This window comes from Parabacteroides sp. HGS0025, from assembly GCF_000969845.1.
Lineage (GTDB): Bacteria > Bacteroidota > Bacteroidia > Bacteroidales > Tannerellaceae > Parabacteroides > Parabacteroides gordonii.
In genome coordinates, this window is record NZ_KQ033902.1 from 3,902,752 (window position 1) to 3,926,861 (window position 24,110).

The following is a 24,110-nucleotide window of genomic DNA, read 5'->3' on the forward strand; positions in this document are numbered from 1 at the left end:
GACCTTTCCAAAAATAAAAGTCGCCCTATCTTTGTAAGAAAAAAGATAGGGCTTTATTATGATAAAAAAATACGCTTTACTGCTGCTTATCACACTTACCTCGTGTGATCTGATCGATTATCACCCGTATGACGGAAGAGTATCAGATAAAGAAGACAAAGACATCAATGCAACAAATATTGCCAGGATAGAAAATGCCTGCATGAATAAAGATACGATCCGTTTCGTCTTTACCGGAGATACACAACGCTGGTACGATGAAACTGACGACTTCGTGAAACACGTCAACCAACAGGACTCCATCGATTTCGTTATTCACGGCGGAGACCTGACTGATTTCGGTATCAAAAAGGAATATCTTCTCCAACATTCTATCCTGTCCAAACTGAATGTTCCTTACGTAGCCCTGATCGGCAACCATGACATTATCGGTAAAGGCGACCTGGTATATGAGGATTTATATGGTGACGAGAATTTCTCCTTCCGTGCAGGTGGCTCCCCTTCAAATGGAGGAAATATCCGTTTCATCTGCCTGAATACGAATGCGCTTGAATACGACTACTCTACACCGGTACCCAACTTTACCTTTATCAAGGAACAGCTCAAAGAGACGACGGAAGAGGATAAACGTACTGTCTTCGTCATGCACGTTCCACCGGGAAGCGACCAGTTTAACAACAATGTATCGGATATATTCCAGGAAAAGATCAGGGAGTTTCCCTCTCCCCTTTTCTGCTTACATGCGCATGAACATAGTTTTAAAGCACGCGACCTGTTCGATGACGGGATTATCTATTATGGCTGTGACAATATCGGGAAACGAACTTATCTTATCTACACTATAACACCGGATGGCTATTCATATGAAATCATTAAATACTAAATATCTCCTACTGTTTCTATTCTTGTCCCTCTCATTTTGCATCAATGCGCAAGATAGCATTCCTGTTCCCACCTTGTATGAAAGGCATGTGGAAAGATATACCTCGTTCTGGGAGAATCTGATCCCACGATACAGCAAAATACAATTTGCAGGCTCCATAGGTATGTTCTCTTTCGGATTGGGATGGGATTATTACCGCCATCACTGGGAGACAGACCTGTTATTCGGGTTCGTACCCAAATCGACCCGTAATCTGAGTGCGGAAAGTGCCAAAAGACGCCATGCAATGGCAACCTTTACGCTGAAGCAGAATTATATCCCCTGGAGGGTTCCTTTACATAAAAGCATCGATTTTGAACCATTGACAACAGGTTTGTATATCAGCACCCTGCTCGACCGGGATTACTGGGTACATAGCCCCGGCAAATACCCCGACGGATATTACTTCTTCCCGACACGGATACGTACCCACATCTTCCTGGGCGAACGCGTCACCTTCAAATTCAACAATCCTGGGCGATGGCATAAATCCGTCACCCTCTTTTACGAACTCAGTACCTGCGATTTGTATCTCCTCAGCAAATTCGGAAACAAATACCTCAAACCGAAAGATTACCTGAGCCTGTCGTTCGGGCTGAAGTTCCAAATATTATAGAGTCCATGCTTCCATAAGTTTTCTAGGATGATGAAACATAGAGGGTAATTATCTACCCAACTCATATGATAAACAGTTTATACAAACACCCGATGCCCCCAGCAGCCATCAGGCAATAACCGGCTATGTCTATAGGTTGGATATCGGAACGGAGTCCCCAGTCGCCTTGCCGGAGAGCGAGAGTATCGCTCCGATCGCTGTCAGGGTCACTTCCGTTTGTTCCATCAGGAGAGACAGCAGGGTGATCGCCATCAGGAAGAGGACGAGGATAGGGATGGGGACAAGGGCAGTCGCCGGCTGCCGGCTTTCGCTTGCGGGGAAAGATGATCCGGGCAAGACTGGTGAAGAAGGCAAGAATCGTTTCAAGAACATTCATGATTGATTGAAAATTAATGATTGAAAAATGATTACGGATTAATAGAATTATCTTATCTTTGTATAATAACCAAGTAAAAATATTGTCTTATGAAAAAATTGAATGAATATCCCATTGCAGAGAATGACGCTTCTTCGGTAAAAGAACCGGAAGCTACATACCAAACATCTTATCCTTATATGTCAAGAGCTGAAGCCCTAAAACACGGGATGCCTTTAGAAGAATCCAAAAGACTTATCTTAGAACGGATTCATAGAGATTTCCCAAAATAAGCGATATGGACGTAATGATTAGCGATCAGGTTCATGAGATTATCATGGACTTTTATGAAGCGTCTAAACATTTGCATATAACTCTTGATGAACAAACTGTAGTCAGGAAGATGGTGCGTATTTACGACAAGGTAAACGATCTTGGGAAATATGCAACTTCTTGCAATACAGCTCGTCTGAAATTGAAATGGAAACAAAATGGTTACAAAGAATGTGTCATTGAGAACTTTCATTTCGCTTTTCAGATCTATCAGGATGAAAATGATGAGTTTTATGTTTATGTTCATGACGCTTGTCATAGCTATTTGTATACAGAATGAATTAATTTTCCGATCGACCGGCAAATCGAAACCAGCATTCGCCGATACGCTTCGCGGTTGTCGCCGTTGACTTCGCTGATGTATTTGCTGTAACTGATTTTGAGGGCGAAGGCAGAAGGACATTTGGAGTCTAACCTGTCACCGGCATTAAAAAGGATAGCCGGCGAACTGCATACGGAATATGACCGGATATTCCAGGAGGAAGAAGCGGCATTCGGGTTACTTTACCCGGGAGCGTCCAATGTACAGGATATCTATCTGACCCGTTTGTTATTCCTCTACTCCGAAAACCGTATCCTCAGGGATATACAAAAAGAGGTTACCCGGTTATTAAAAACTCCTTCCGGAAATAAAGAAAAACGCTTATCCCATCTTGTCCGTATTGCCGACCGACGGGAACAACTACGTCATGTATCGGAAAATCTGGACAGGCCGGGAGCCGTTTGGGATCATCTATGAAAAAAAAGAACGGGAAGCTGCCGCTGCAGTCTTCCCGTTTTCTTTAATAAACTACATAAAACACTTAAAAGAACAAACTTCTGGTTTAGAATGCAACACCGAAGCGTACGCCCCAGTTATTTATTCCATCCATAGAATAAGTCAGGACTTTACTTTTATTTGTTGCATAATTATAGTAAGCAGCTACGTGCAAACCGAATTTCTTTTCCGGAGTAAAGAAAATATTCATACCGACTTCGGGAGCTACATAAAATCCCCACTGACGGTCGTATACTTTCATTACATTCATATAAGTCGACATTTCGCTGTACTCGGTACCTAATTTTGCTGATACATAAGGTTCGAACAGACCTTCGCGGGTAAAGCTATAGCGGAAAGCCGCACCGAAAGGCAACTGGAACAAAGAGTGTTGCTGATCGGATGTGATAGCTGATGTTTCACCTACAGAAAGAGTCTGGCGATCGATATATTTATTATTCGTGTGATAAGAAATAAAGGCACCTACTGCAAAGTTAGGAACTACATAATAACCGGCTTCACCATGAGCACCCCAGCCGCTTGTCTTATCTGCAAAATCATTGCCGAACGGAGTGTTAATATCCCAGTCGATATTGAAATACATATTGTTTACAACCTGGGCGCCAGCCAGGGAAGGCATCGCTAAACAGGCGATAAGTAAAGCGACTAATTTTATTGATTTATTTATCTTTTTCATAAGACTCAAATTTTACTGATTCGCGTTTAATTATTTCCTGATATAAGAAGACTGAACAAATGCCTGATCAAGGGCACGGATGCATAACTGAGTATCTACCTTGTCAGAACCTGACAATAAGCCGGACATATAAGCCGTCCAGATAACCGGCAGTTTAGTATCTGCTTTTGGAGTCGGCGATTTCAGGTCTACCATTTCAGCAAGCAGTGAACCAACGCTATAGCTGTAGACAGTTGCATACGGATAATACCAATCGTGCCAGTCATAACCCCAGCTTGGGCCCCATCCCGGTCTCCAGTAATTCGGTGTCCAATAACCTGGGTAACCCCACCACCAGTAGTTGTTGTTATAATCATTATACCAGTTTGTAAAATAATTTACATTTTCTACAAAAGATACCTGCAAACCCAGGTCGGCGCTTTCTTTATCCATCGTACGGGTGTAACCACGGCTTTCCATATTACCGATCAATGTTGTGATGATATCGTCGGCTTCGGTGGCTGTCCAGTACTGAGGTTTTTCGCTACTGCCGATTAACAGCACGCTATCGGGTACATAGAATGTAGTGAAGGACTTAAAGTCCGCCTTGCTATCGTGATCCGTGTACACCACAAAATCATTGTCCAGTTTAGACATATCCGGATCTTTCTGACAGGATGCCAGTAAAAGGATCAACAAGAAAAAAGGAATAATCTTTTTCATCTCATTTTAACGTTTAAAACAGTTTATACTATTATTTGTGCTTATATATAAGTTATCCATGAAACAACAAAAAATTAAAAAAGGTTCTCTTTGATGTTATTTTGGCTGTGTTAATTAACTTGTAGTAAGACTTCAAAACGCTTCTAAACGATAGTTAAACGAGACCGCACAAAAAAACGCAGACTCCTGCAGATCATCCATTTAGGATATCTCTGCGTGAGCCTGCGTCACTATTTAGCGTATTCGCTATGTTTACTTCAAGGTACCTTGCTGTGCATCCTGTACCATCTTTTCGTTCGCTAAGATCAGGATTTCCACACGGCGGTTCAGTGAACGTCCTTCGGGAGTGTCGTTGCTGGCAACAGGGTCGTGAACGCCTTTACCTTCATACTCCATACGGCGGCCGCTTACGCCCTGGTCGACCATCAGATAATCGTAAACGCTTTTGGCACGTTTTTCAGATAATGTCTGATTATAATCTACCTTACCGGTGTTGTCGGTATAACCAACGATCTTGATGTCGGTATCCGGGTTCTCATTCAGGCTGACAGCCAGTTTACGCAGTGCGCTGCGTGAAGCGTCGCTCAACGTACTCGAGTTGGTTGCAAATAGAATACCAGAGTCGAAAGTCACCTTCAAAGCCTCGCCATTGTTGATTGTCTCCACAGTGGTTTCGGGTGGCAAAGTCGCTTCGAGTTCCTTCTTCTGTTTGTCCATCTTCTTACCGATCAGGGCTCCGGCCGTACCACCTACGGCAGCACCGATAACAGCACCTAAGGCCGTATTACCGGCCAATGCACCGATCCCGGCTCCGGCAGCAGCGCCGCCACCTACACCGATGGCTGTTCCCTTACCTGTATTTGTCCATGTCCCGCAACTTGTAAATACTACTGCCATACATAGCAGTATTGATAATAACTTAAAACTCTTCATGATTTTTTTACTCTTTTATAAACCTTATATGAATATAACAGTTTATCAATCGAACATGTTGATAGAATCGCAATATTCAAGTTCGCCCTGCACGATAAAGCTGATCGCTTCGGCATCGAATTTGCCTACGCCATCCTTCTGTGCGTTTTTGATTACATATTCGATCAATTCGTCTTCGTCGATTTCGATATCGGTGTTATCGTCGGCATCATCGTTCAGATAACCGCGTGATTCGTAGAAATCGTAGATCAGGTCTACAATATAATTGATATCGTCGTTACTGAATTTTCCTTTCAACTCCTGCGGAAGATAGTTCTGAATAAATTTTACAGATTCGTCTTCGTCGTAAATCAAATCGTCTTTCTCGCTCATAACTTTTTCAGTTTAATTGGTTACATACTTATGCAAAGATATTCTTTTTTTGGATTGGAATTATCTTTATCCGTTATTTCACTAAACTATCGAGTGCCTTTTGCCCCTCTTTGATGGCATTGTTAATGCCATGCTTTGCCTGGATGGTGATATACTCCGCTTTCAGCTTGGTGAGCTCGAACATCTCGTCGGTAGTCAGTTCGGGGCTGTATTTGTCGTATTTGGTAACGGCAAATTCAGTGAATGTCTTTTCTACCTTCTCCCAGTCGGCAGCCTTATAGTTGTCAGCTTCTTTCTTCACCTTCTCGATAAACTTCGTGAAGTCCTTCACATACGACTCTTTCGTCTCGCTGCAACTGCTGAACGTGAAGAGCGTTATCACAGCGACCATTACCATTAAAAACCTTTTCATATCTTTTCCTTTTTAGATTAATTGCAACAAAAGTAAACAAAAAAAGAGGATCTGCCTTGTCCGGCAGAGCGAAACTGTCGTTTAGAGGTAACTTACCGTAGTCACAATCCGCTCTGACGTCCAACTATCAACGACTACCTGTATCCGGTCTTCGGGCAAAGAGGTGGTGAAGCTGATCTTAAAAGTAGAATAGTCACCCGGCATCAGCGTGACGTAATTATCCGAATAATGAACGGGAAGGATGCGCTTTCCGGTTTCTTTATCCAACACTTTGATGCGGTTGAAAAAAGAGATATTTGTTTCCGAATGGAGCGATATGACACCGGAATAGGTTGTTCCTTCGCGTTGCAGGGAGACTTTTACTTCAGGCTTTGCTTCAGGCAAACGGGTCAAGCCGGAATAATCTTTCGGGAGCGTAGTCAGCCAATAGATATTCGGTGTTTCCGGTAATACAGCGTCTGCATTGGAAGGCAGAGTGGGCTCGGCCGTTTGCATAGACAGGCGGAGAAAATAAACACCTTGTATCTCTTCCGGGACAGAAACATCAAACAAGGGCTCTACCGTATTGGCTTTTGCCTTCGGATTTATTTCCTTTTCCCAACAAAGTTTACCGCCGGTGTTGTAGATACGGGCATTTACAATCAAATCAGGGTAATCGGACAAGGTGGTATTCAACAACTCTACCTGCCGGGTGACGGGATTATAGAAGGGATGCAGGGGTTCGCATCCTTTACGTGTACCATAAAGGGAAGCGTTGACGTCGAGGAACCAGTCGTACATCTGGCCACGAAGGGAAGTCCACGGATTCTGGGTTTTCCAGATCAGTATGCCGGTGTACCAGTCCCACAGGTGAGACCCCCAGCCTTCCATGAAACTGCGGTATTGGTCATAGTTCACAACCTGGGCGTATTTGCAATAGGTTTCGATGTCCTTCACTTCACCGTAACGCTCCAAATGATCCTGATAACCCAGGTCACGATGATAACGCCAGGTGGCATTACGGGTAAAACCTTTCCGAGGAAAGCCTGCCAGATCTCTTTCCTTCATCATCTCCCGCATGCTCTCTACTTCGGGCGAACCGACCGAGCCGGCTTCGGGATTGAACGGATGTGAACGGAACGTAAAGAACCATTCCGGCTCCTGGATACCGTAAGGGCCGTCGCCATTATCGCCCAAGAGGTTGCGGGTAAAGAGGGAGTCGGTCGAATAGCTGACGAAAAGGCGTTCGGGATCGAGCTGGGGGAATACTTTTTCTTTCAACTGTTTGTCGATGTTCTTTGCCAAAGGCCATTCGTTGGCTCCACACCACAGGCAAAGGCTCGGGTGGTTGCGTATCATTTTTACCTGGTCTTCTACCGAGGCGATAAAGAGATCGTGATTATCGGGGTATTCCCAGCGACGCTGGCGTGAGTCGGTTTTCATCGGGTCTTCCCAGGCACCGTTGCAATCGCCGCTTCCCCAGAGATCCTGGAATACCAATATTCCAAACTCATCACAGGCGGCATAGAATTCGGGACGTTCGAGCAGGGCACCACCCCAGACACGGATCATGCGCAGGTTCATTTCGGCATGGAAACGGACTTCATCGCGGTAGCGTTCGGGGGAAAGACGGAGAAGCCAGTCGGAGGAGATATAATTTCCCCCTGTCATATAGATCTTCTGTCCGTTGACGAAGAAACGACGGCCGCCATTGTCGGGGCATTTATCGCTTGTGATTTCACGGATACCGTATTTTAAATGTTCGCTATCGCTGATCCGGTTATCCGACTCGAAATAGATATGCATGTCGTAAAGGGGTTGCTCTCCTATTCCGTTCGGCCACCAAAGGCGTGGATTTTTTATTTTCAACGGGTTGAATTGTACTTCTTTCTTTTCATAGGGAGACAAGGTAAGTTGCTCGGTCAGACGCATTCCATTCGTTTCACAAATCAATACGCCTTTACGCGGCGTTTCTGTTATATTCTCAACCTCTACCGAAGTCTTTACAAAGGCATCTTCCTGTGTTTTTTTCTCCGGTGAACGGACACCCGGAACCTTCGTTACAACATAAGGTGACCGGACGGTAACAGCACCGGTGGTAGTGATCGATACTTCATCCCAGATACCGGTATTACGATCCCTGATCGGTTGTACCCAGTCCCAACCGGGGGTATATTGCATGGTGTTGTTGCGGGCGATGAGTCCGTCGCCGCCTTGTCCGCCATTCGGATCTCCCGGATAAGTGGGGGGATAGACGAGGACGGCCAGGATGTTCGTTCCTTCTTTCCGAAGATGATCTGTTATATCGAATGATTTCCGCAGGAACATTCCTTCGTGGGTCGTATTATTGAGCCGTTTACCGTTCATAAACAGTTCGGCTTTGTAGTTGATACCACGGAAGTTCAGCCAGACAGTCCGTCCTTCCTGCAGGGTAGGTGTTTCAAATTGGCAGACAAACCAGTAGGTGTAGAAATCATTGCCTGCTTCATAGATATCGGGGATCAGGTTATTGTTCATGCCGAATTCGGGAGCAGGATAGAGATTGTTTTCGAGAAGGGTTGTCAGGACGGTTCCGGGTACACGGGCGGGCATCCAACCGGCTTTATCCAAAGGGGCGGTGCTCAGGGTATTTCCGTCCGTTTTCATCTCATTAGCCTTGCGTGCCAGCCATCCGGAATTGACCAGGGTCTTCTCCCCCGGTTCGGGGATTGTCAACAGGTTCTTTTGCTGCGCAGAAAGCGGAAATAATCCGCAAGCCATAATAAACCAGCAAAGTAAAGAAAGAGAATTGTGTTTCATAAGGTATTCAATTTAGTTGCCGTAATATACAATAAAAAGAGAAAAGGCCTCTCCCTGATACGGGAGAAGCCTTGTTCTTTATACATTATTAATATATGATTAATTCTTAAACACTAATCCGTCTCCTTCCCTATCAATCAGGATCGGGCGGTTACGGTCGATCTTCATACCGAGTATTTCCTTCGACAATTCATTGAGGACATACTTCTGGATAGCACGTTTCACAGGACGGGCACCGAATTGGGAATCATATCCGGCATCCGACAGGAAGTCGATGGCAGGCTCTGTGAAGTTCAAAGCCACACCGTTATTAGCCAGCATCTTCTTCACACTGTTCAGCTGCAAAGTAACGATCTTGCGGATCTCTTCTTCATTCAGCGGGGTGAACATGATGATTTCGTCGATACGGTTCAGGAATTCCGGACGGATCGTCTTTTTCAGTAATTCCAGTACCTGTATACGAGTTTCATCGATCACCTGCTCACGGTTGTCGGGAGTGATCTTTTCGAAACTGTCACGGATCAACGACGAGCCCATGTTACTGGTCATGATGATAATCGTATTCTTGAAGTTTACAACACGCCCCTTATTATCCGTCAGACGACCGTCGTCCAATACCTGCAACAAGATATTGAATACGTCCGGATGCGCCTTCTCTATTTCATCGAAAAGGACTACGGAATAAGGTTTACGACGGATCGCTTCCGTCAACTGGCCACCTTCATCATAACCGACATATCCCGGAGGTGCTCCGATCAAACGGGTCGCACTGAATTTCTCCTGATACTCACTCATATCGATACGGGTCATCATGTTTTCATCGTCAAACAGATATTCTGCCAACGCTTTGGCAAGCTCTGTCTTACCGACACCGGTTGTACCGAGGAAGATAAAAGAACCGATCGGACGTTTCGGATCCTGCAATCCGGCACGGCTACGGCGTACAGCATCAGCAATAGCACTGATAGCTTCCTCTTGGCCGATCACACGGGTATGCAGTTCGTCTTCCAGACGAAGCAGCTTATCTTTTTCACTCTGCATCATCTTGTTGACAGGAATACCTGTCCAACGGGATACCACGTCCGCGATATCTTCACTATCCACTTCTTCCTTGATCATAGCGGCAGCACCCTGCATCGTATGCAGTTTCGCCTGTATTTCCTTGATCTCTTCTTCCTTCGCCTGGAGTTTGCCGTAACGGATTTCGGCCACTTTACCGTAATCACCTTCACGCTCGGCCTTATCGGCTTCAAACTTCAGGTTTTCGATATCTATCTTATTCTGCTGGATCTTGTTGATCTGTTCTTTTTCGCTTTCCCACTGGGCTTTCTGTTTCTTTTCTTCTTCCTTCAGGTTCGCGATCTCTTTGTTCAACTGTTCCAGTTTCGGCTTATCATTTTCACGTTTGATTGCTTCGCGTTCAATTTCCAGCTGTTTGATACGACGGGAAACTTCATCCAACGATTCCGGCACCGAGTCTACCTGCAAACGCAGACGGGCAGCAGCCTCATCCATCAAGTCGATCGCTTTATCCGGAAGGAAACGGTCTGTAATATAACGGCTCGAAAGCTGAACGGCCGAAATGATAGCATCATCTTTGATACGTACCTTATGGTGATTCTCGTACTTTTCCTTCAGACCGCGAAGGATGGAAATAGTATCCAGCTCATCCGGTTCTTCCACCATCACCACCTGGAAACGACGTTCCAGCGCTTTATCCTTTTCAAAGTATTTCTGATACTCATCCAAAGTAGTTGCACCGATGGAACGCAGTTCACCACGTGCTAGGGCAGGTTTCAGGATATTGGCGGCATCCATTGCGCCGTCGCTTTTACCTGCTCCTACCAAGGTATGTATTTCATCAATGAAGAGGATGATCTCACCATCCGACTTCGTAACTTCATTGACTACGGATTTTAACCGCTCCTCAAACTCCCCTTTGTATTTGGCTCCGGCAATCAGGGCACCCATATCCAAAGAGAAGATCTGTTTCGACTTCAGATTCTCCGGAACGTCTCCACGTACGATACGATGAGCCAGACCTTCAGCGATCGCAGTCTTACCCACCCCCGGTTCACCGATCAGGATCGGATTGTTCTTTGTACGACGGCTCAGGATCTGCAAGACACGACGGATCTCGTCATCACGACCGATCACGGGATCGAGCTTGCCGCTTCGGGCACGTTCGTTCAGGTTGATAGCGTATTTACTCAATGAGTCGTACGTATCTTCAGCCGACTGGCTGGTTACTTTATTACCTTTACGTAATTCTTCAATAGCCTTACTTAGTTCATTTTCCGTAACACCTGCATCTTTCAATATCTGTGAAGCAGTACTTTTTACTGTCAACAGAGCGAGGATGATATGTTCCAGAGAAACATACTGATCTCCCATCTTGCCTGAATAGTCGATTGCCTTCTGCAGAACGGCATTCGATTCACTGGACAAATAAGGTTCACCACCGGATACTTTCGGATAGGATTCTATCTGACGATCCAGCACCATGTTCAGATTCTGGATATTCACACCCAGTTTCTGAAAGAGGAAGTTGGTCACGCTTTCGCCCGTCATAATGACAGCCTTAAGCAAATGAACCGGCTCGATCACCTGCTGGTTATTCTTCTGAACCAACTGAACGGCCTGCTGAACAGCTTCCTGTGACTTGATTGTAAAATTGTTTAAATTCATACCTTATATTCTTTTCTTGTTATCTTTCTTATTTCAAATTTCCATTGATAACTCTACAAAATAAATACCACATCGAAAACAAGTCATTTTGTCAGTATTATTACTACACATTTTGCACTTTCGGTAAGAAAACAACAGGGAAGCAAAAAAGGTTTACTTTTGCAGAAGATGTGTGACTTTTTCATTTGCCGGGGTACTAATCCTATACAAACTAAAAGAGAAAAGAATATGATAAAACGTGAAACAGACTTCCTTTCCATCCTGGAGTCGAATATAAGCATCCTCATCAAGATTGCCCGGGTGTATGCTTATACCACCCAGGACAGGAAAGACCTGACCAACGATATCATCCTCGAATTGTGGAAGTCGTACCCCAAATTCAAAGGCGACTCCAAAATATCGACCTGGATCTATCGTGTCTCGCTGAATGTGGCATTGAACACCAAACGAAAGCGGGATAATAACAAGGTATTGTTTTTCGATGAACTGAAAGTACTGGACGGTAGCGACATCCTCGATGTCCCCAACGACAACTCATCGGAGATCGGACTGCTCTATCAATGTATCGAACTTCTGTCGGAACCGAACAAAGCCATTATCCTGCTTTACCTGGACGACAAATCGTACGAAGAGATCTCTCAAATCCTCGGCCTATCCAAGACAAACATTAGCACCCGTTTGAACCGGATAAAAGAGCAACTAAGAAAACAAATGAATCCTCAAAAATGAATTACTATGGAACTCGATAATATAAAAAACAGCTGGAGACAGGAAAACCTGCAAATAGCAGCAAATGTACAATTGAACAAAGACTCCTTAATGGAGAAGATCACCAGGGAAACAAACCGTATGAAAAGGAAAAACTTGTTGCTTTTACTGTTCAGGATACCTTTTCCTATCGTGATATTCAGTATCATCTTAACGCATCTTCAGATACGGAATATCTTTAACTTCTATATCGGAATGGCGTTGTTCCTGGCTTTCGCCTGCTTCACCATCCGGGGACTGATCAATTATTATATGAAAGTCAGGAAACTGGATCTGACTGCATCCTATCTTGAAAACAGGAAGCAAGTCCGCGAACTCGAATTATACAAGCTAAAGGTAACAAAGCGGAATTATTGCAGCAGTCCAGTCGGCATAGCCGGTATCTTTTTAATCATCAATGCCCCTATATTTACGACCACCGAAGGCGCTATCATGCTGCTTCTCATCATGCTCGTCATGGCTGCCTCGATCTTTATTAATCTGAAGTATATCTTACCTGCACAATTCAAAAAGCTGAATGCGGAGATAAAAAAGATTAAAGAGATAGAAGAGTTATAATAAATCCATCCCATAAAGACATAATTGAAGTACTTGTCTTTATGGGATAGATCGAATTTACTTTGTCAACGGATATAGGTCATAAAACAGAAGTACAGTTTTATCCACTTCGTCCAAGACATCCTCTTTTCTTAGATATTCAAAACCATTTTTCAAATAAAAAGGAAGAGCTATCCGTAATGCATCAACAGTTATAAAACCACATCCTGTTCTATTATCAGTAACAAACATTTTCTTAATAAAGAAAAGTATATCAGAGCCTAAATGTTCATGTTGATACTTTTTACTAACAGCAAGTCTACCAATTTTCACAGCTGGATAATCATTCCTATGCTTTGCATGAGGAAAACGCTTTTTTATTCTGCGCCAGGTAGCTTTATCACTCTCCGGGATAGAGATTTTATCATTAGATAAACTAAAATAAGCTACAACATCATTATCTGAAACCATTAGATAAGTAACAGAAAGCAAGCGCTGTTTATAGGATAGCGCATCATCTACCAGAAAATTATTCAGATCATTATCTCCACAGTCAAAAGGTTTTAGCTGATAATCTTCCGATAATTTAATTATTCGGAAATCGGATCTCATATTCCTAAAATTTAAATGTTATCATTTTATTTATTCGTTGAAATCCGGCGTTCATTCGTTCCAGTTCTTCTTTACTGGCTTTTTTACGCTGTTCTATTTTACTAAGAAAATTGACAGCATCTTCGCCCTTCAGGACAGGTGTTGGTTTAATTTGTCGTGCCATAATATTAATATTTTAGTTATGCAAAGCTAACAAGAAATTATCTTAGTAACAACAATTGACTGATAATTTCATTAAACTTCTCAGGAATTCGTTTCTTAACTTCCAGCTTTATATCTTCCGGAATACCATAAAAAGCCTCAGCGATCCCACCGGTAATACAAGCCAACGTATCGCTGTCGCCTCCTAAAGAGACAGCTAAGCGGATAGCATCCTCAAAATCAGAGCTATCCAGGAAAGCAATGATTGCTTCGGGGACGGTTCCCTGGCAACTTTCATTAAAGCGATAGAAGGGTCGTATCTCGTCGCAGGTACGACCCAGATCGTAGGAGAAAGCCGTTTCGATATATTGCTTAATATCCTGTTTGCTTTTCCCTGTCCGAGCCAGATAAATAGCGGCGGCGGTAGCTTGTGCACCTTTTATTCCTTCGGGATGATTATGAGTAACGACGGCTGTTTCCTTTGCTACCTCCAACGTCTTTTCCAACGAGTCGAACATCCATCCGACAGCACTTACCCGCATCGCCGATCCATTGCCCCAACTATTATAAGGCAGCGGATCTTTTTCACGAAGCCAGCCGCTGAAACGTCCGCCATAACCACCTGTAGGATACGGATATTCACGTCCGTATCGTTGCATGACTTTCGCCAGGTCTCCCCCATTCAGCAACCAGTCGGCTACGGCAACCGTCATGATCGTATCGTCCGTATAATCACTTTCGTTCGTAAACAGCGGAAAGTCCGTCGTCTTGATATTATCGAATTCGTAAACGGAGCCGATAATGTCTCCTGCTATTGCACCTGTCATAATCTATTTATATTTAAACTATTTTTGACCACCGATATTTATCAGGCAATCCTGTCCGAACAAAACTTCTTCCGCTTACAACTCTTGCACGGAATGCCCATCCATAAGCAATCGAACTGTTCGACCGCTTCTTTAACCAGCTCCTCTACCGAAGTAAACACTCCCGCTTCGAAATTCCGGTTGTCTTTTCCTTTCATGCCTAAAGCGGCACCTGTCAGGTTAGCTGATCCGATATAGACTTGCTTCAGATCGAATATCAACAACTTAAAATGGACACGCGGGCAAAGTACACGTTCCATCCGGCTCCAAAGCAACGGGTACTTATCGAAGTCATCCCGAAAGTTCTGTCCCGGCTCCTTGGCATGGATCAAACGGATCTCCACCCCTTCCTTCACCTTCTGTTCCAAAAGCTTCAGCAAGGGGACAGCCTCTTTTCCTTCCTTAATATACAGGTCTTTAATATCGGCAGTCCCGATCCAGACTGTTCGTTTGGCCTGCCGGATCGCTTCGATAAGGAAAGAGTAATGTTCTTCGTTTTTGATGTATCGGAGCATAAATAATAATTTCTCTGATGAAACCCTGGTGTCATACTATACGGTTATTCAAATATATAGGATAAATTCCATTCCGACAATTATTAAGCGAGCGATAAGAAATAAAAATCGCACTTTCTATCGGTTCTCAGATTAATTTCATACTTTTACAGACATACCCAAAGAAAGACATTCCGGCCATTCTACCGGATACGGAAGAATGAACGTTGAATCATAAAACGTATACCTATGAGATCAGTCATTTTATACAATCTGTTACTTTGCATTCTTCTTACCGGATGCACCAACAAACAAAAGCAACCGACAATTATTGGCGGTGCAAGCGGCACAACCGAAATCACCATTGCCGATACCGACACACAACAATACGACATAGATGCCCCTATCCCTTTGTCAGAGATAGAACAATATAACAAACGAGTGACCTTGAAACGTATACCTAATGTAACGATCACCCACCCGGATGCTTACAAGATAAAAACCCAAAAGCCAGTTTATACGACTAAAACGAACGAAATCATATTAGACGTGGTCAACGTCGATGCTCCTTCCGCCGAACTTGAATACCACAGAATGGAACAATGGGAAAACGGGGAATGGATTGAATTCCCATTCATCGACAATCTTGGGTTTGCCGGAGGAGGCAGAACTCTGTCCAAAGGAGACACATTGCCGGAACATATCAGCATGTCAGAGTTTAAATATCTTTTAGAACCTAATAAATACAAAATCCATTTCTATGTCTTTGCCAATATCTACACCTATTGTACCGTAACGGACAATAGTATTCAATCCGTAAAAAACAGCGAAATGAAAGGTGCTTTCAATTTCCGTGTATTGAACTCAAAGAACGATTCACTTCGCATTCTGTTTGAAAATCACACCAACCTGTCAGTACAACCCATATTCCTACCCAGTGTCGGAACAGACGAATTGTACAATGTCCATCCGTATGCCCGTTCAGGCTGGGTCGGAGAATCTCAATGGATGAAAAGCCATGCCCTATTGAAAGGCGGGGAAGCCATGCTATTCAGTATTCCGATATCGTGGGACACCAATGGTTTACAATCACGCCATGATAAAGAGAGTTTCAAAGCAGGAATACTAGCTCCCGGAAAATACAAAATAGGATTACAGATTGAGGTTTATATGGAGACAAAGTTTAAGGTTGAATATTCACCTATACCTTTACAGTCCACGGAAGCCACTTAAATTACAATACCCTATACCACTATATGAATACATTAGCGATAAGAGTAAAACAGATAGTAAATTTAACAAATTAATAATGTTGAAAAGTATGCAAAAGAAGAAAGTATTGCTGTTTCTGGCAAAGGCATTTGAGACAATGGAATTTAGTGCTTTTATAGATGTTCTAGGTTGGGCCAGAGTTGATTATGGTCATAATTTATTTGTAGATACTTGTGGTTTTACAGAAAAGGTCATAAGCACTTTCAATGTTCCTGTAATAGTAGATAAAACCATAAATGAAATAAACATTGACGAATATGATGCTTTGGCAATCCCCGGTGGATTTGAGGAATTCGGTTTTTATGAAGAAGTATATGACGAAAGATTCCTTGACTTAATCAGGGAATTCAATGCAAAAGGTAAAATTATTGCGACAGTTTGTTCCGGAGCATTCCCGCTAGGAAAAAGTGGAATCCTTAAGAACCGGAGAGCTACTACTTATCACTTAAGAGACGGCCATTGGCAAAATAAACTGAAAGAATTTGGAGTGAATGTTGTAAACGAACCAATAGTAGTTGATGGTAATATTATTACGTCTTATTGCCCCGAGACAGCTCCCAATGTAGCATTTGAATTATTAAAGATGCTAACCTCGGAAGAAGACACAGCAGTAATAAAAAGAGCTATGGGATTTTAAGAAGAGCAGAATTTACAAAACTTTATATCTACAGTAACTAAATAAGTAATTTCCCATTCATTTTTAAATCGCCAGTCGTTGGCTGACGATTTAAAAATGACCTTCTCTTATTTTCATTTCATTCTATTCCTCATTTATTTCCCCCTCTTTCCGCATCCCTTTCTGCCAGTTTTCCGCCAGCACATAATACTTCTGCTTGCCCCTTCCCAGCCGGAGTAATTTACCCTGTTCGTGAAGCTTCTTCAGATCTTTCAAAGCCTGATAGCGGCTGCATTGGTTAAAACACATACAGTCGGACGAGGAAATGAGGTGGTTAGTTTCCAGTTTGGTGAGGATGCGTTGCAGACGATCCTCTTCGGCCTGCTCCTTGCGTTTGGGAAGGACGGCGCGTTCCAACGGCATTGCTCTTAGTTGATGCTTGAGTTGGGGAGAAGAACGGTAAACAACATTGTTGAAGCTGATCGACTCGGCACGGATCTGTTTCGGACTGGTGATGTCTTTCGGTGTTTTTAAGGTAACGGAGAAATTACCTATACCATCCAGATCAACGGTTTCTCCATATTTCAAATGAAAGGCCAACCTGTCCGACAAAGCACGGATCACCCCCTTTACATCTGCGGAACTGAAGGAACAGATATCAGCTATCTCATCAGCCAGATTGTCGGTTGTAACCTTTCCACCGGAGACCACTTTCGCATATAATGAACCTGTTTCTCCCGTCTCACGGTTCGGCGGATTCTTATAGAACGTATATTTAGCACACATAAGCAATAGATTTAAGTTTTAAGTCCTTATTATTTAGTTCGAAATATACGAATAATTATTCTTTTGTGCAAGCATAAAATCAATTTTGAGCTAGCTCAAAATTAAATTCGGCCATGCTAAAAATTAATTTCGAGCATGCTCAAAAGCAAAATAATATAGGAGAAAAATAATAGTTATTCGTATGTTTTGAGTTAGGATATAAGGAAGAAAGCATTAAATTTACCCGATAAACCAGAAACAACAAGTAAATATGCTAATCATCCTCACGTCGGCCAAGACAATGACCGGCACCTCTAAAATAAAGGCTCCTGCGGGATCGACGCCCCGTTTCGCACAGGAAGCGAATGAAATAGCCCTGAATATGGCGCAGTTCTCTACCGACGAACTGAAAAAGATATTGAAGCTGAACCCGAAACTGGCACTGGAGAATTACAACCGGTTCCAGGAGTTCCATACCGAAGAGGTTCGCTCTCTCCAGGCATTGCTGGCTTATACCGGAGTGGTTTTCAAGAATATCAACCCCAAAGATTTTACGGAAGAAGATTTCTTGTATGCCAACGACCATCTGCGGATCGCCTCCATCTGCTACGGATTGTTGCGCCCGCTCGACCAGATCAAGCCTTACCGGATGGAATATGAAGTGAAACTGCCGGAGCTGGGCGAAGGGAATATGTACAATTTCTGGCGTCCGCGGCAGACGGAACTGCTGATCGACGAGGTAAAGAAGAACGATAACATCCTGATGAATCTGGCCAGTCATGAGATACAAGGGGCATTCGATTGGAAAAAGCTAGGCAAAGCAGTCCGCATCATCACACCCGAATTTAAAGTCTGGAAAGACGGTAACGCGAAAACCATCGTGATCTATACGAAGATGGCACGCGGACAAATGACCCGCCACATACTTAAAAACCGGATCACCGACCCGGAAGAACTGAAAAACTTCTCGTGGGAAGGTTTCGCCTGGGATGCGAGCCTGTCGAATGGCGACAACTGGGTGTTCCTGCAAAGCTAGGTGAAAAGAAATCAGCCTTTCGCTCAATAATCGGAAGATAAAAACGTTATATTTACGTTCCTTTTTAAATGAATGATGAAATGAAAAAGACCTGTTTACTATTGCTTTTGCTCGTTGGGATAATCTATATAAACGAAGGTTATAAGATTATAAGCGAAGATATGCCGGTGAAAAGTACCACCAAAGGTTCCCTGTCCGACATTGCCGAAGAGGTGATCGCCATCCCGTTGGAAACGACTTCCGACTGCCGGTTGAAACATGCCACGCAGATCAAGCGCGACAGGAATGAACTGTTCCTGGTAAGCAACGGACAGCTTTTCCATTTCGACTGTTCCGGCAAGTTCCTGAGCCGGGTTACCAACAATCAGCACTTCCTGGTTACCGATTATGTGATCGATCCGGTCGAAAGACAATTGATCATTATGGACGACAAGGAAAATGTCTATTATTATGATTACGACGGGACGTTGCTGGAAAGAAAAAGCCTTGCCGGGATCAATCCCCTGAATACTCCTACCCGGCTGATGTATCACAACCGCCATATCTGGATGACGGCACAATCGTTGTCGCCTTCCGCAAATGAGCCCGGTAAACAATGCGTCAACCAGTGGCTCTATAAATTCGATACGACGCTTAATCTGCAGGATGCACGTAAACTGACAGCTGCCGACCTGGGACGTTTCTATCTCGGAGCCTGCTTCCCAGCCGAACTATCTGTTGCCGACGGGAATGTATATGCCTACTCGCCTTCCACCCAGCCGGACGAGTTACTGGCGGACACGCTCTATCTGATCAACCGGAACAAACTGAACATCCATGAAGATTATTCATCGATCCTGCCGCTATGCATAGCCGGACGCTATCTGGTTTCCACCTACTCGAATGCCGCCGATGAAGAGTTGAATTATACGTTCTGCTACGACCGCCGGGAAAATTATGCGTACAATGTGACGGGGGGTTTTGAAGATAATTTCTATCACACAGGAAAAGTCCCCGACCTGAAATCGCTGGATGCCTATAACAATTCTTTCTGCTATTGCCGTTCGGGAGAAGAGGTGAAGAATGCTTTCCCGGATCGTACGGAAGAGGATAATCCGGTCTTATTTATCGTCCGGATGAAGGCATAATGAAGGGAGAATGAAAGCTAAATGAAGGCTCTACCATCACTGCTCCATCTATTAAAAAACAAATATCCAGACATTTCCTTCAAGAAATGAATGCTGAAGGCAAATGTCCGGATAAACTATTTACAGGATCAGAATAACCGGCCGCAGAAACGAACCTTCATCACCGGATAAACGGTCAGCTTATCCATGACCTTTGTGAAATCATCGTCACTGTCTGCTAATGCACCACTCAAATCTCCGGCACTTGAGTAAAGTTTCGGTGATCCGTGGAATTGTACTCCCAGTTCAAACTGTACGCCTATACGCTTTTTAGGAACAGCGCGTCCGAAGCCTACACCGATATAAGGGCGGAATCCCGATACCTTAAAACCACCGGATACATTACCGTTCTTATCGACCGGGATTACTTGATCGCCGATAATAATACCGGCCTGGCCACCTTCTTGCACATACTCGGCCAATTCATCGCTATGCCCTTTGACCTTCAGCAACTTGTTGCCACCGAAATAAGCACCGGCAGTAACAAAGAAAGAAGAACTCAGGAACGGATAATAATTTACCAGCAACTCACCGGATGCACGTTTCATGTTACCTGTAAGATCGAGGGAAGAGGTTTGTTCTCCTAACTCCGGATTTTTCAAATCCACATCCACATCCGTATCAAAACTGATACCCGGCATAAAAGAAACACCTCCACGGATAGCGAAATGGGGAGTGACGGGGGTTGCCACATCAATGCCGATACCTGTTGTACCCGCACTTACACCCACCGAAAGAGAATTGAAAATACCCAGCTCTTTTTGAGCAGAAACAGGACTACACATCATAGCAATGGACAAGATTGCCCAAAGAAAAATGATCTTTTTCATACTTGATAGAGTTTAATATTATATACTAGTTCAGAAATTAATAAGATGTATTTATCAGCCGCGAAAATACATAAAAATCAAACGATATAAAAAAAGTGATGCGGGAATTACTCCGGCATCACTTCCTTTTAACATATTGAATAGGACTTTATTCTTCCTCGCTGTCGTCTTCCTTGATATTATGGAATACATTTTGAACGTCGTCGTCCTCTTCCAGTTTTTCGATCAGCTTATCCAATGTTTCACGTTGTTCGGCTGTAACTTCTTTCAGGTCGTTCGGGATACGTACAAACTCGCTGCTTGTGATTTCGTAACCGTTCTCTTCAAGATATTTCTGGATAGCAGAGTTCTGGGAGAATTCGCCGTAGATAACGACTTCGTCTTCATCCTCATCCACTTCATCCACACCATAGTCGATCAATTCGAGTTCCAGGTCTTCCAGTGAAATGCCTTCCTTCTTCGCAATATGGAATACGCACTTATGGTCGAACAGGAATTCGAGGCTACCGCTTGTACCCAATGAACCACCATGTTTGTTGAAGTAACTGCGCACATTGGCAACCGTACGGGTTGTGTTGTCAGTAGCTGTTTCCACGAAGATAGCGATACCGAACGGGCCGTATCCTTCATAGTTCATTTCCTTATAACCGGTAAAGTCTTTTTCTACAGCACGCTTGATGGCACGTTCCACATTGTCCTTCGGCATATTCTCCTTCTTTGCATTCTGCATCAATGCACGCAAATGGGGATTGTTTTCCGGATCAGGGCCACCGGCTTTCGCTGCAATAGTGATTTCCTTACCCAGTTTTGTGAATACGCGGGCCATGTTACCCCAACGTTTAAATTTTCTTGCTTTACGGAACTCAAACGCTCTTCCCATATTATATCTATATTATATTATTATAAACTTTTGTCTTATCTCAATGATGCACCCAACTTGCTTTCCAGATTCTTACGGATCTTCTGCATGATTGCGTCGATCTGTTTATCGTTCAATGTCTTTGTTTCGTCCTGCAGGAAGAAGCTTACGGCATACGATTTCTTTCCTGCCGGCAGGTTCTTGCCTTCGTAAACGTCGAACAGAGAAACTTCCTTCAACAGCTTGCGTTCGCTTTCTTCAGCAATCTTTTCGATTTCAGCAAACTGTACGGATTTATCGAGCAACAGTGCCAGGTCGCGTTTTACTGCCGGGAACTTGGAGATTTCCGAGAAAGTAACCTTATTCTTCTTAGTATCCTTCATCAGCAATGTCCAGGACAGTTCCGCATAATAAACATCGAAGTCGATATCCATTGCTTTGCAGATCTTACGGTTTACGATACCGAAAGTACCCAGTTCGCGACCGTTAGCAGTCGTGATACTTACACCCGTGGAGTAGATATCGTTGCTCAGGTTTCCGAAGATGACCTTCTTCATATTCACACCCAGGCGGACAAGGATATTTTCAACATAGGCTTTGAGTTCGTAAACGCTAGACTTTTCGTCTGCATGAGCCCAACTGTTCTCTACACGGTTACCGCATACCCACATACCCAGACGATAGTCTTCCGAATATTCGGCCAACGTAGCGTCTTCTCTTTTCTTTTCTACATTATAATTGTAGCAGTTACCGAACTCGAAGAAACGGATATTGCCGTTCTTACGTTTCGCATTATGTTCGATACTTTCCAGACCGCCGAACAAAAGTGTCTGACGCATGCCGTTCAGGTCTGCACTCAACGGGTTCATCAGCATAACGCAATGAGATACCGGATAAGTAGTCAGCTCGTCGTAATAAGCGGAACGTGTCAGCGAGTTGTTCATGATTTCATTGAAACCGGAACCGCAAAGCTGTTCGGAGATCAGGTTCTGCAATTCGTAGCTACGGTCGGTAGCGGTCTTGTAGCTCAGGTTCGACTTCACACTGTCGCTGAACTCAATATTGTTATATCCGTAGATACGAAGGATATCTTCGATCACGTCTACATCACGCTGTACATCGATACGGTAAACCGGAACATGGATCGTCAATCCTTCGGCAGTTTCCGAAACGATCTCCATTTCCAGGCTGGCCAGGATACTCTTAACCGTCTCTACCGGAATATCTTTACCGATCAGGCTGTTGATCTTATCATAGGTCAGTTCAACCGTATAAGGCTGTACCGGATTAGGATAAACATCCTGGATAGCTCCGGTGATCTTACCTCCGGCCACTTCCTGTATCAGCAGGGCGGCACGTTTCAATACATAGATCGTATTGTTTGCATCCAATCCACGTTCGAAGCGGAAAGAGGCATCCGTATTCAAACCGAAACGACGGGCTGTCTTACGGATCCAGGTCGGATGGAAGCAAGCCGATTCCAAGAATACATCCGTAGTCTGTTCCGTTACACCTGAGTCCAGGCCGCCGAACACACCACCGATACACATGGCTTCCTCCGTGTTGCAGATCATCAGGTCGCGGTCGGTCAACGTACGTTCTACGCCATCCAGCGTCACGAACTTCGTTCCTTCCGGTTGTGTCTTGACGATCACTTTATTGCCCTTTACCTTGCCTGCATCGAATGAGTGCAAAGGTTGTCCCATTTCATGCAAAACAAAGTTCGTTACGTCCACTACATTATTGATAGGACGCAAGCCGATTATATTCAGACGGTTCTTCAACCATTCCGGACTTTCTTTTACTGTCACGCCCTTGATCGTCACACCGGAGTAACGGGGACAGGCTTCCGTATTTTCAACGATCACTTCGATAGCCGGAGTTTCGTCGTCTATTTTGAAAGCATCGACAGAAGGACGTTTCAACGCTGTCGGCTTACCGTTTTGTTTCAGATAAGCAGCCAGGTCGCGAGCCACACCGAAGTGGGAAGTACCGTCTACACGGTTGGGAGTAATATCCACTTCCAGCACATAGTCGCTCTTTACATTATAATATTCCTTTGCAGGAGTTCCTACAACCGCATCAGCCGGGAGAACAATAATACCGGCATGGTCTGTTCCGATACCGATCTCATCTTCCGCACAGATCATACCGTTCGACTCGACGCCACGGATCTTTGATCTTTTGATTGTAAAGACTTCGTCACCATCATACAGTTTCGTACCGTTGACAGCAACAACCACTTTCTGGCCGGCTGCAACATTCGGGGCACCGCAAACGATCTGTAAAGGTTCTTCGCCACCTACATTTACGGTCGTAATATGCAGGTGATCGGAATTCGGATGTTCTTCACAAGTCAGAACTTCACCGATAACCAATCCTTCCAGTCCACCTTTGATAGTTTGAACTTCGTCTACTCCGCCGGTTTCCAAACCGATAGAGGTTAGTGCTGCTGATACTTCTTCAGGCTGTAAATCGAAATCAAGATACTCTTTCAGCCAGTTGTAAGATATATTCATTGTTTTAAAATTTATTCAATCAAACAAATATCCTTTTGCAGGGTTAACTACAAAGGGCAATTTG

27 protein-coding genes and 1 pseudogene are annotated in these 24,110 nt (G+C 44.0%); 11 read left to right on the plus strand and 17 right to left on the minus strand.

Going from position 1 to position 24,110, the window contains the following annotated elements:
* Positions 1-58 precede the first annotated feature (58 nt).
* Both HMPREF1212_RS15225 and HMPREF1212_RS15230 read left to right on the plus strand, forming a co-directional pair.
* Complete coding sequence (locus HMPREF1212_RS15225; protein ID WP_046149916.1) at positions 59-883, plus strand: metallophosphoesterase family protein; 825 nt, start codon at positions 59-61, stop codon at positions 881-883.
* The gene (locus HMPREF1212_RS15230) at positions 852-1,538 is read left to right on the plus strand and encodes a hypothetical protein (protein WP_046149917.1); all 687 of its coding nucleotides are present in this window, start codon (positions 852-854) and stop codon (positions 1,536-1,538) included. Before HMPREF1212_RS15225 ends, HMPREF1212_RS15230 begins: the two co-directional genes overlap by 32 nt.
* Before the next feature lie 61 nt (positions 1,539-1,599).
* On the opposite strand, the gene HMPREF1212_RS15235 is transcribed toward HMPREF1212_RS15230, so the two are convergent.
* The gene (locus tag HMPREF1212_RS15235; protein ID WP_046149918.1) at positions 1,600-1,914 is read right to left on the minus strand and encodes a hypothetical protein; all 315 of its coding nucleotides are present in this window, start codon (positions 1,912-1,914) and stop codon (positions 1,600-1,602) included.
* 89 nt (positions 1,915-2,003) lie between these two features.
* Between HMPREF1212_RS15235 and HMPREF1212_RS15240 the strand changes: the two genes are divergently transcribed.
* Together HMPREF1212_RS15240 and HMPREF1212_RS15245 are read left to right on the plus strand one after the other, a co-directional pair.
* Entirely contained in the window at positions 2,004-2,186 is a 183-nt protein-coding gene (locus tag HMPREF1212_RS15240; RefSeq protein ID WP_046149919.1) for a hypothetical protein, read from the plus strand.
* Between the two features lie 5 nt (positions 2,187-2,191).
* Positions 2,192-2,506: a hypothetical protein gene (locus HMPREF1212_RS15245; protein WP_046149920.1), complete on the plus strand. Its 315-nt coding sequence runs from the start codon at positions 2,192-2,194 to the stop codon at positions 2,504-2,506.
* Here the strand turns inward: HMPREF1212_RS15245 and HMPREF1212_RS27350 are convergent.
* A pseudogene (locus tag HMPREF1212_RS27350) lies at positions 2,488-2,625 on the minus strand (glucosaminidase); the annotation flags it as partial. The gene HMPREF1212_RS15245 and the pseudogene HMPREF1212_RS27350 overlap by 19 nt on opposite strands.
* Between HMPREF1212_RS27350 and HMPREF1212_RS15250 the strand changes: the two are divergent.
* Complete coding sequence (locus HMPREF1212_RS15250) at positions 2,606-2,965, plus strand: hypothetical protein (RefSeq protein ID WP_157317029.1); 360 nt, start codon at positions 2,606-2,608, stop codon at positions 2,963-2,965. The pseudogene HMPREF1212_RS27350 and the gene HMPREF1212_RS15250 sit on opposite strands and share 20 nt — an antisense overlap.
* Before the next feature lie 85 nt (positions 2,966-3,050).
* Here HMPREF1212_RS15250 and HMPREF1212_RS15255 read toward each other — a convergent pair whose 3' ends face one another.
* The 7 genes from HMPREF1212_RS15255 to clpB form a co-directional block, all read right to left on the minus strand.
* Positions 3,051-3,680, minus strand: a complete 630-nt coding sequence (locus HMPREF1212_RS15255; RefSeq protein ID WP_028730412.1) for an outer membrane beta-barrel protein — start codon at positions 3,678-3,680, stop codon at positions 3,051-3,053.
* Between the two features lie 30 nt (positions 3,681-3,710).
* Positions 3,711-4,382, minus strand: coding sequence for a DUF4136 domain-containing protein (locus HMPREF1212_RS15260; protein WP_046149922.1), 672 nt, complete (start codon positions 4,380-4,382; stop codon positions 3,711-3,713).
* A gap of 252 nt (positions 4,383-4,634) precedes the next feature.
* The gene (locus tag HMPREF1212_RS15265; RefSeq protein ID WP_028730410.1) at positions 4,635-5,315 is read right to left on the minus strand and encodes a YiaD family glycine zipper/OmpA-like lipoprotein; all 681 of its coding nucleotides are present in this window, start codon (positions 5,313-5,315) and stop codon (positions 4,635-4,637) included.
* Between the two features lie 45 nt (positions 5,316-5,360).
* Positions 5,361-5,687 (minus strand): hypothetical protein, encoded by a 327-nt coding sequence (locus HMPREF1212_RS15270; protein ID WP_028730409.1) that lies wholly within the window; start codon positions 5,685-5,687, stop codon positions 5,361-5,363.
* Between the two features lie 73 nt (positions 5,688-5,760).
* Entirely contained in the window at positions 5,761-6,099 is a 339-nt protein-coding gene (locus HMPREF1212_RS15275) for a DUF6565 domain-containing protein (protein ID WP_028730408.1), read from the minus strand.
* An 81-nt stretch (positions 6,100-6,180) separates the two neighbouring features.
* Positions 6,181-8,877, minus strand: a complete 2,697-nt coding sequence (locus tag HMPREF1212_RS15280) for a glycoside hydrolase family 2 protein (protein WP_046149923.1) — start codon at positions 8,875-8,877, stop codon at positions 6,181-6,183.
* A 99-nt stretch (positions 8,878-8,976) separates the two neighbouring features.
* A complete protein-coding gene (clpB, locus tag HMPREF1212_RS15285) occupies positions 8,977-11,565 on the minus strand; it encodes an ATP-dependent chaperone ClpB (RefSeq protein ID WP_028730406.1) in 2,589 nt (862 codons plus the stop codon).
* A gap of 228 nt (positions 11,566-11,793) precedes the next feature.
* On the opposite strand from clpB, the gene HMPREF1212_RS15290 reads away from it, so the two are divergent.
* Together HMPREF1212_RS15290 and HMPREF1212_RS27180 are read left to right on the plus strand one after the other, a co-directional pair.
* Entirely contained in the window at positions 11,794-12,294 is a 501-nt protein-coding gene (locus tag HMPREF1212_RS15290) for an RNA polymerase sigma factor (protein WP_046149924.1), read from the plus strand.
* 6 nt (positions 12,295-12,300) lie between these two features.
* Positions 12,301-12,891 (plus strand): hypothetical protein, encoded by a 591-nt coding sequence (locus HMPREF1212_RS27180; protein ID WP_046149925.1) that lies wholly within the window; start codon positions 12,301-12,303, stop codon positions 12,889-12,891.
* Between the two features lie 57 nt (positions 12,892-12,948).
* Here the strand turns inward: HMPREF1212_RS27180 and HMPREF1212_RS15300 are convergent, their stop codons facing one another.
* The 4 genes from HMPREF1212_RS15300 to HMPREF1212_RS15310 are packed head-to-tail and all read right to left on the minus strand — an operon-like array spanning position 12,949 to position 15,004.
* Positions 12,949-13,482 carry a GNAT family N-acetyltransferase gene (locus tag HMPREF1212_RS15300; protein ID WP_046149926.1) on the minus strand — a complete coding sequence of 178 codons (534 nt, stop codon included), beginning with the start codon at positions 13,480-13,482 and terminating at the stop codon, positions 12,949-12,951.
* 4 nt (positions 13,483-13,486) lie between these two features.
* The gene (locus HMPREF1212_RS27185) at positions 13,487-13,645 is read right to left on the minus strand and encodes a hypothetical protein (RefSeq protein ID WP_198293270.1); all 159 of its coding nucleotides are present in this window, start codon (positions 13,643-13,645) and stop codon (positions 13,487-13,489) included.
* Between the two features lie 37 nt (positions 13,646-13,682).
* The gene (locus HMPREF1212_RS15305; protein ID WP_046149927.1) at positions 13,683-14,450 is read right to left on the minus strand and encodes an ADP-ribosylglycohydrolase family protein; all 768 of its coding nucleotides are present in this window, start codon (positions 14,448-14,450) and stop codon (positions 13,683-13,685) included.
* Between the two features lie 41 nt (positions 14,451-14,491).
* Positions 14,492-15,004, minus strand: coding sequence for a phospholipase D-like domain-containing protein (locus HMPREF1212_RS15310; protein WP_028730402.1), 513 nt, complete (start codon positions 15,002-15,004; stop codon positions 14,492-14,494).
* Positions 15,005-15,232: 228 nt separating this feature from the next.
* On the opposite strand from HMPREF1212_RS15310, the gene HMPREF1212_RS15315 reads away from it, so the two are divergent.
* Positions 15,233-16,216 carry an immunoglobulin-like domain-containing protein gene (locus tag HMPREF1212_RS15315; protein ID WP_087880901.1) on the plus strand — a complete coding sequence of 328 codons (984 nt, stop codon included), beginning with the start codon at positions 15,233-15,235 and terminating at the stop codon, positions 16,214-16,216.
* Between the two features lie 88 nt (positions 16,217-16,304).
* Positions 16,305-16,892 (plus strand): DJ-1/PfpI family protein, encoded by a 588-nt coding sequence (locus HMPREF1212_RS15320; RefSeq protein WP_028730401.1) that lies wholly within the window; start codon positions 16,305-16,307, stop codon positions 16,890-16,892.
* A 123-nt stretch (positions 16,893-17,015) separates the two neighbouring features.
* On the opposite strand, the gene HMPREF1212_RS15325 is transcribed toward HMPREF1212_RS15320, so the two are convergent.
* Positions 17,016-17,657 (minus strand): HU family DNA-binding protein, encoded by a 642-nt coding sequence (locus HMPREF1212_RS15325; RefSeq protein WP_052725012.1) that lies wholly within the window; start codon positions 17,655-17,657, stop codon positions 17,016-17,018.
* Positions 17,658-17,907: 250 nt separating this feature from the next.
* On the opposite strand from HMPREF1212_RS15325, the gene yaaA reads away from it, so the two are divergent.
* Positions 17,908-18,672, plus strand: coding sequence for a peroxide stress protein YaaA (gene yaaA / locus HMPREF1212_RS15330; RefSeq protein ID WP_046149928.1), 765 nt, complete (start codon positions 17,908-17,910; stop codon positions 18,670-18,672).
* Positions 18,673-18,752: 80 nt separating this feature from the next.
* On the plus strand, positions 18,753-19,799 hold the full coding sequence (locus tag HMPREF1212_RS15335) for a 6-bladed beta-propeller (RefSeq protein WP_046150423.1): 1,047 nt from the start codon (positions 18,753-18,755) through the stop codon (positions 19,797-19,799).
* Positions 19,800-19,927: 128 nt separating this feature from the next.
* On the opposite strand, the gene HMPREF1212_RS15340 is transcribed toward HMPREF1212_RS15335, so the two are convergent.
* The 3 genes from HMPREF1212_RS15340 to pheT form a co-directional block, all read right to left on the minus strand.
* A complete protein-coding gene (locus HMPREF1212_RS15340) occupies positions 19,928-20,668 on the minus strand; it encodes a hypothetical protein (protein ID WP_046149929.1) in 741 nt (246 codons plus the stop codon).
* A gap of 148 nt (positions 20,669-20,816) precedes the next feature.
* On the minus strand, positions 20,817-21,548 hold the full coding sequence (locus HMPREF1212_RS15345) for a YebC/PmpR family DNA-binding transcriptional regulator (RefSeq protein ID WP_028730397.1): 732 nt from the start codon (positions 21,546-21,548) through the stop codon (positions 20,817-20,819).
* A 35-nt stretch (positions 21,549-21,583) separates the two neighbouring features.
* Positions 21,584-24,046 carry a phenylalanine--tRNA ligase subunit beta gene (gene pheT, locus HMPREF1212_RS15350; protein WP_046149930.1) on the minus strand — a complete coding sequence of 821 codons (2,463 nt, stop codon included), beginning with the start codon at positions 24,044-24,046 and terminating at the stop codon, positions 21,584-21,586.
* Positions 24,047-24,110: the final 64 nt, after the last annotated feature.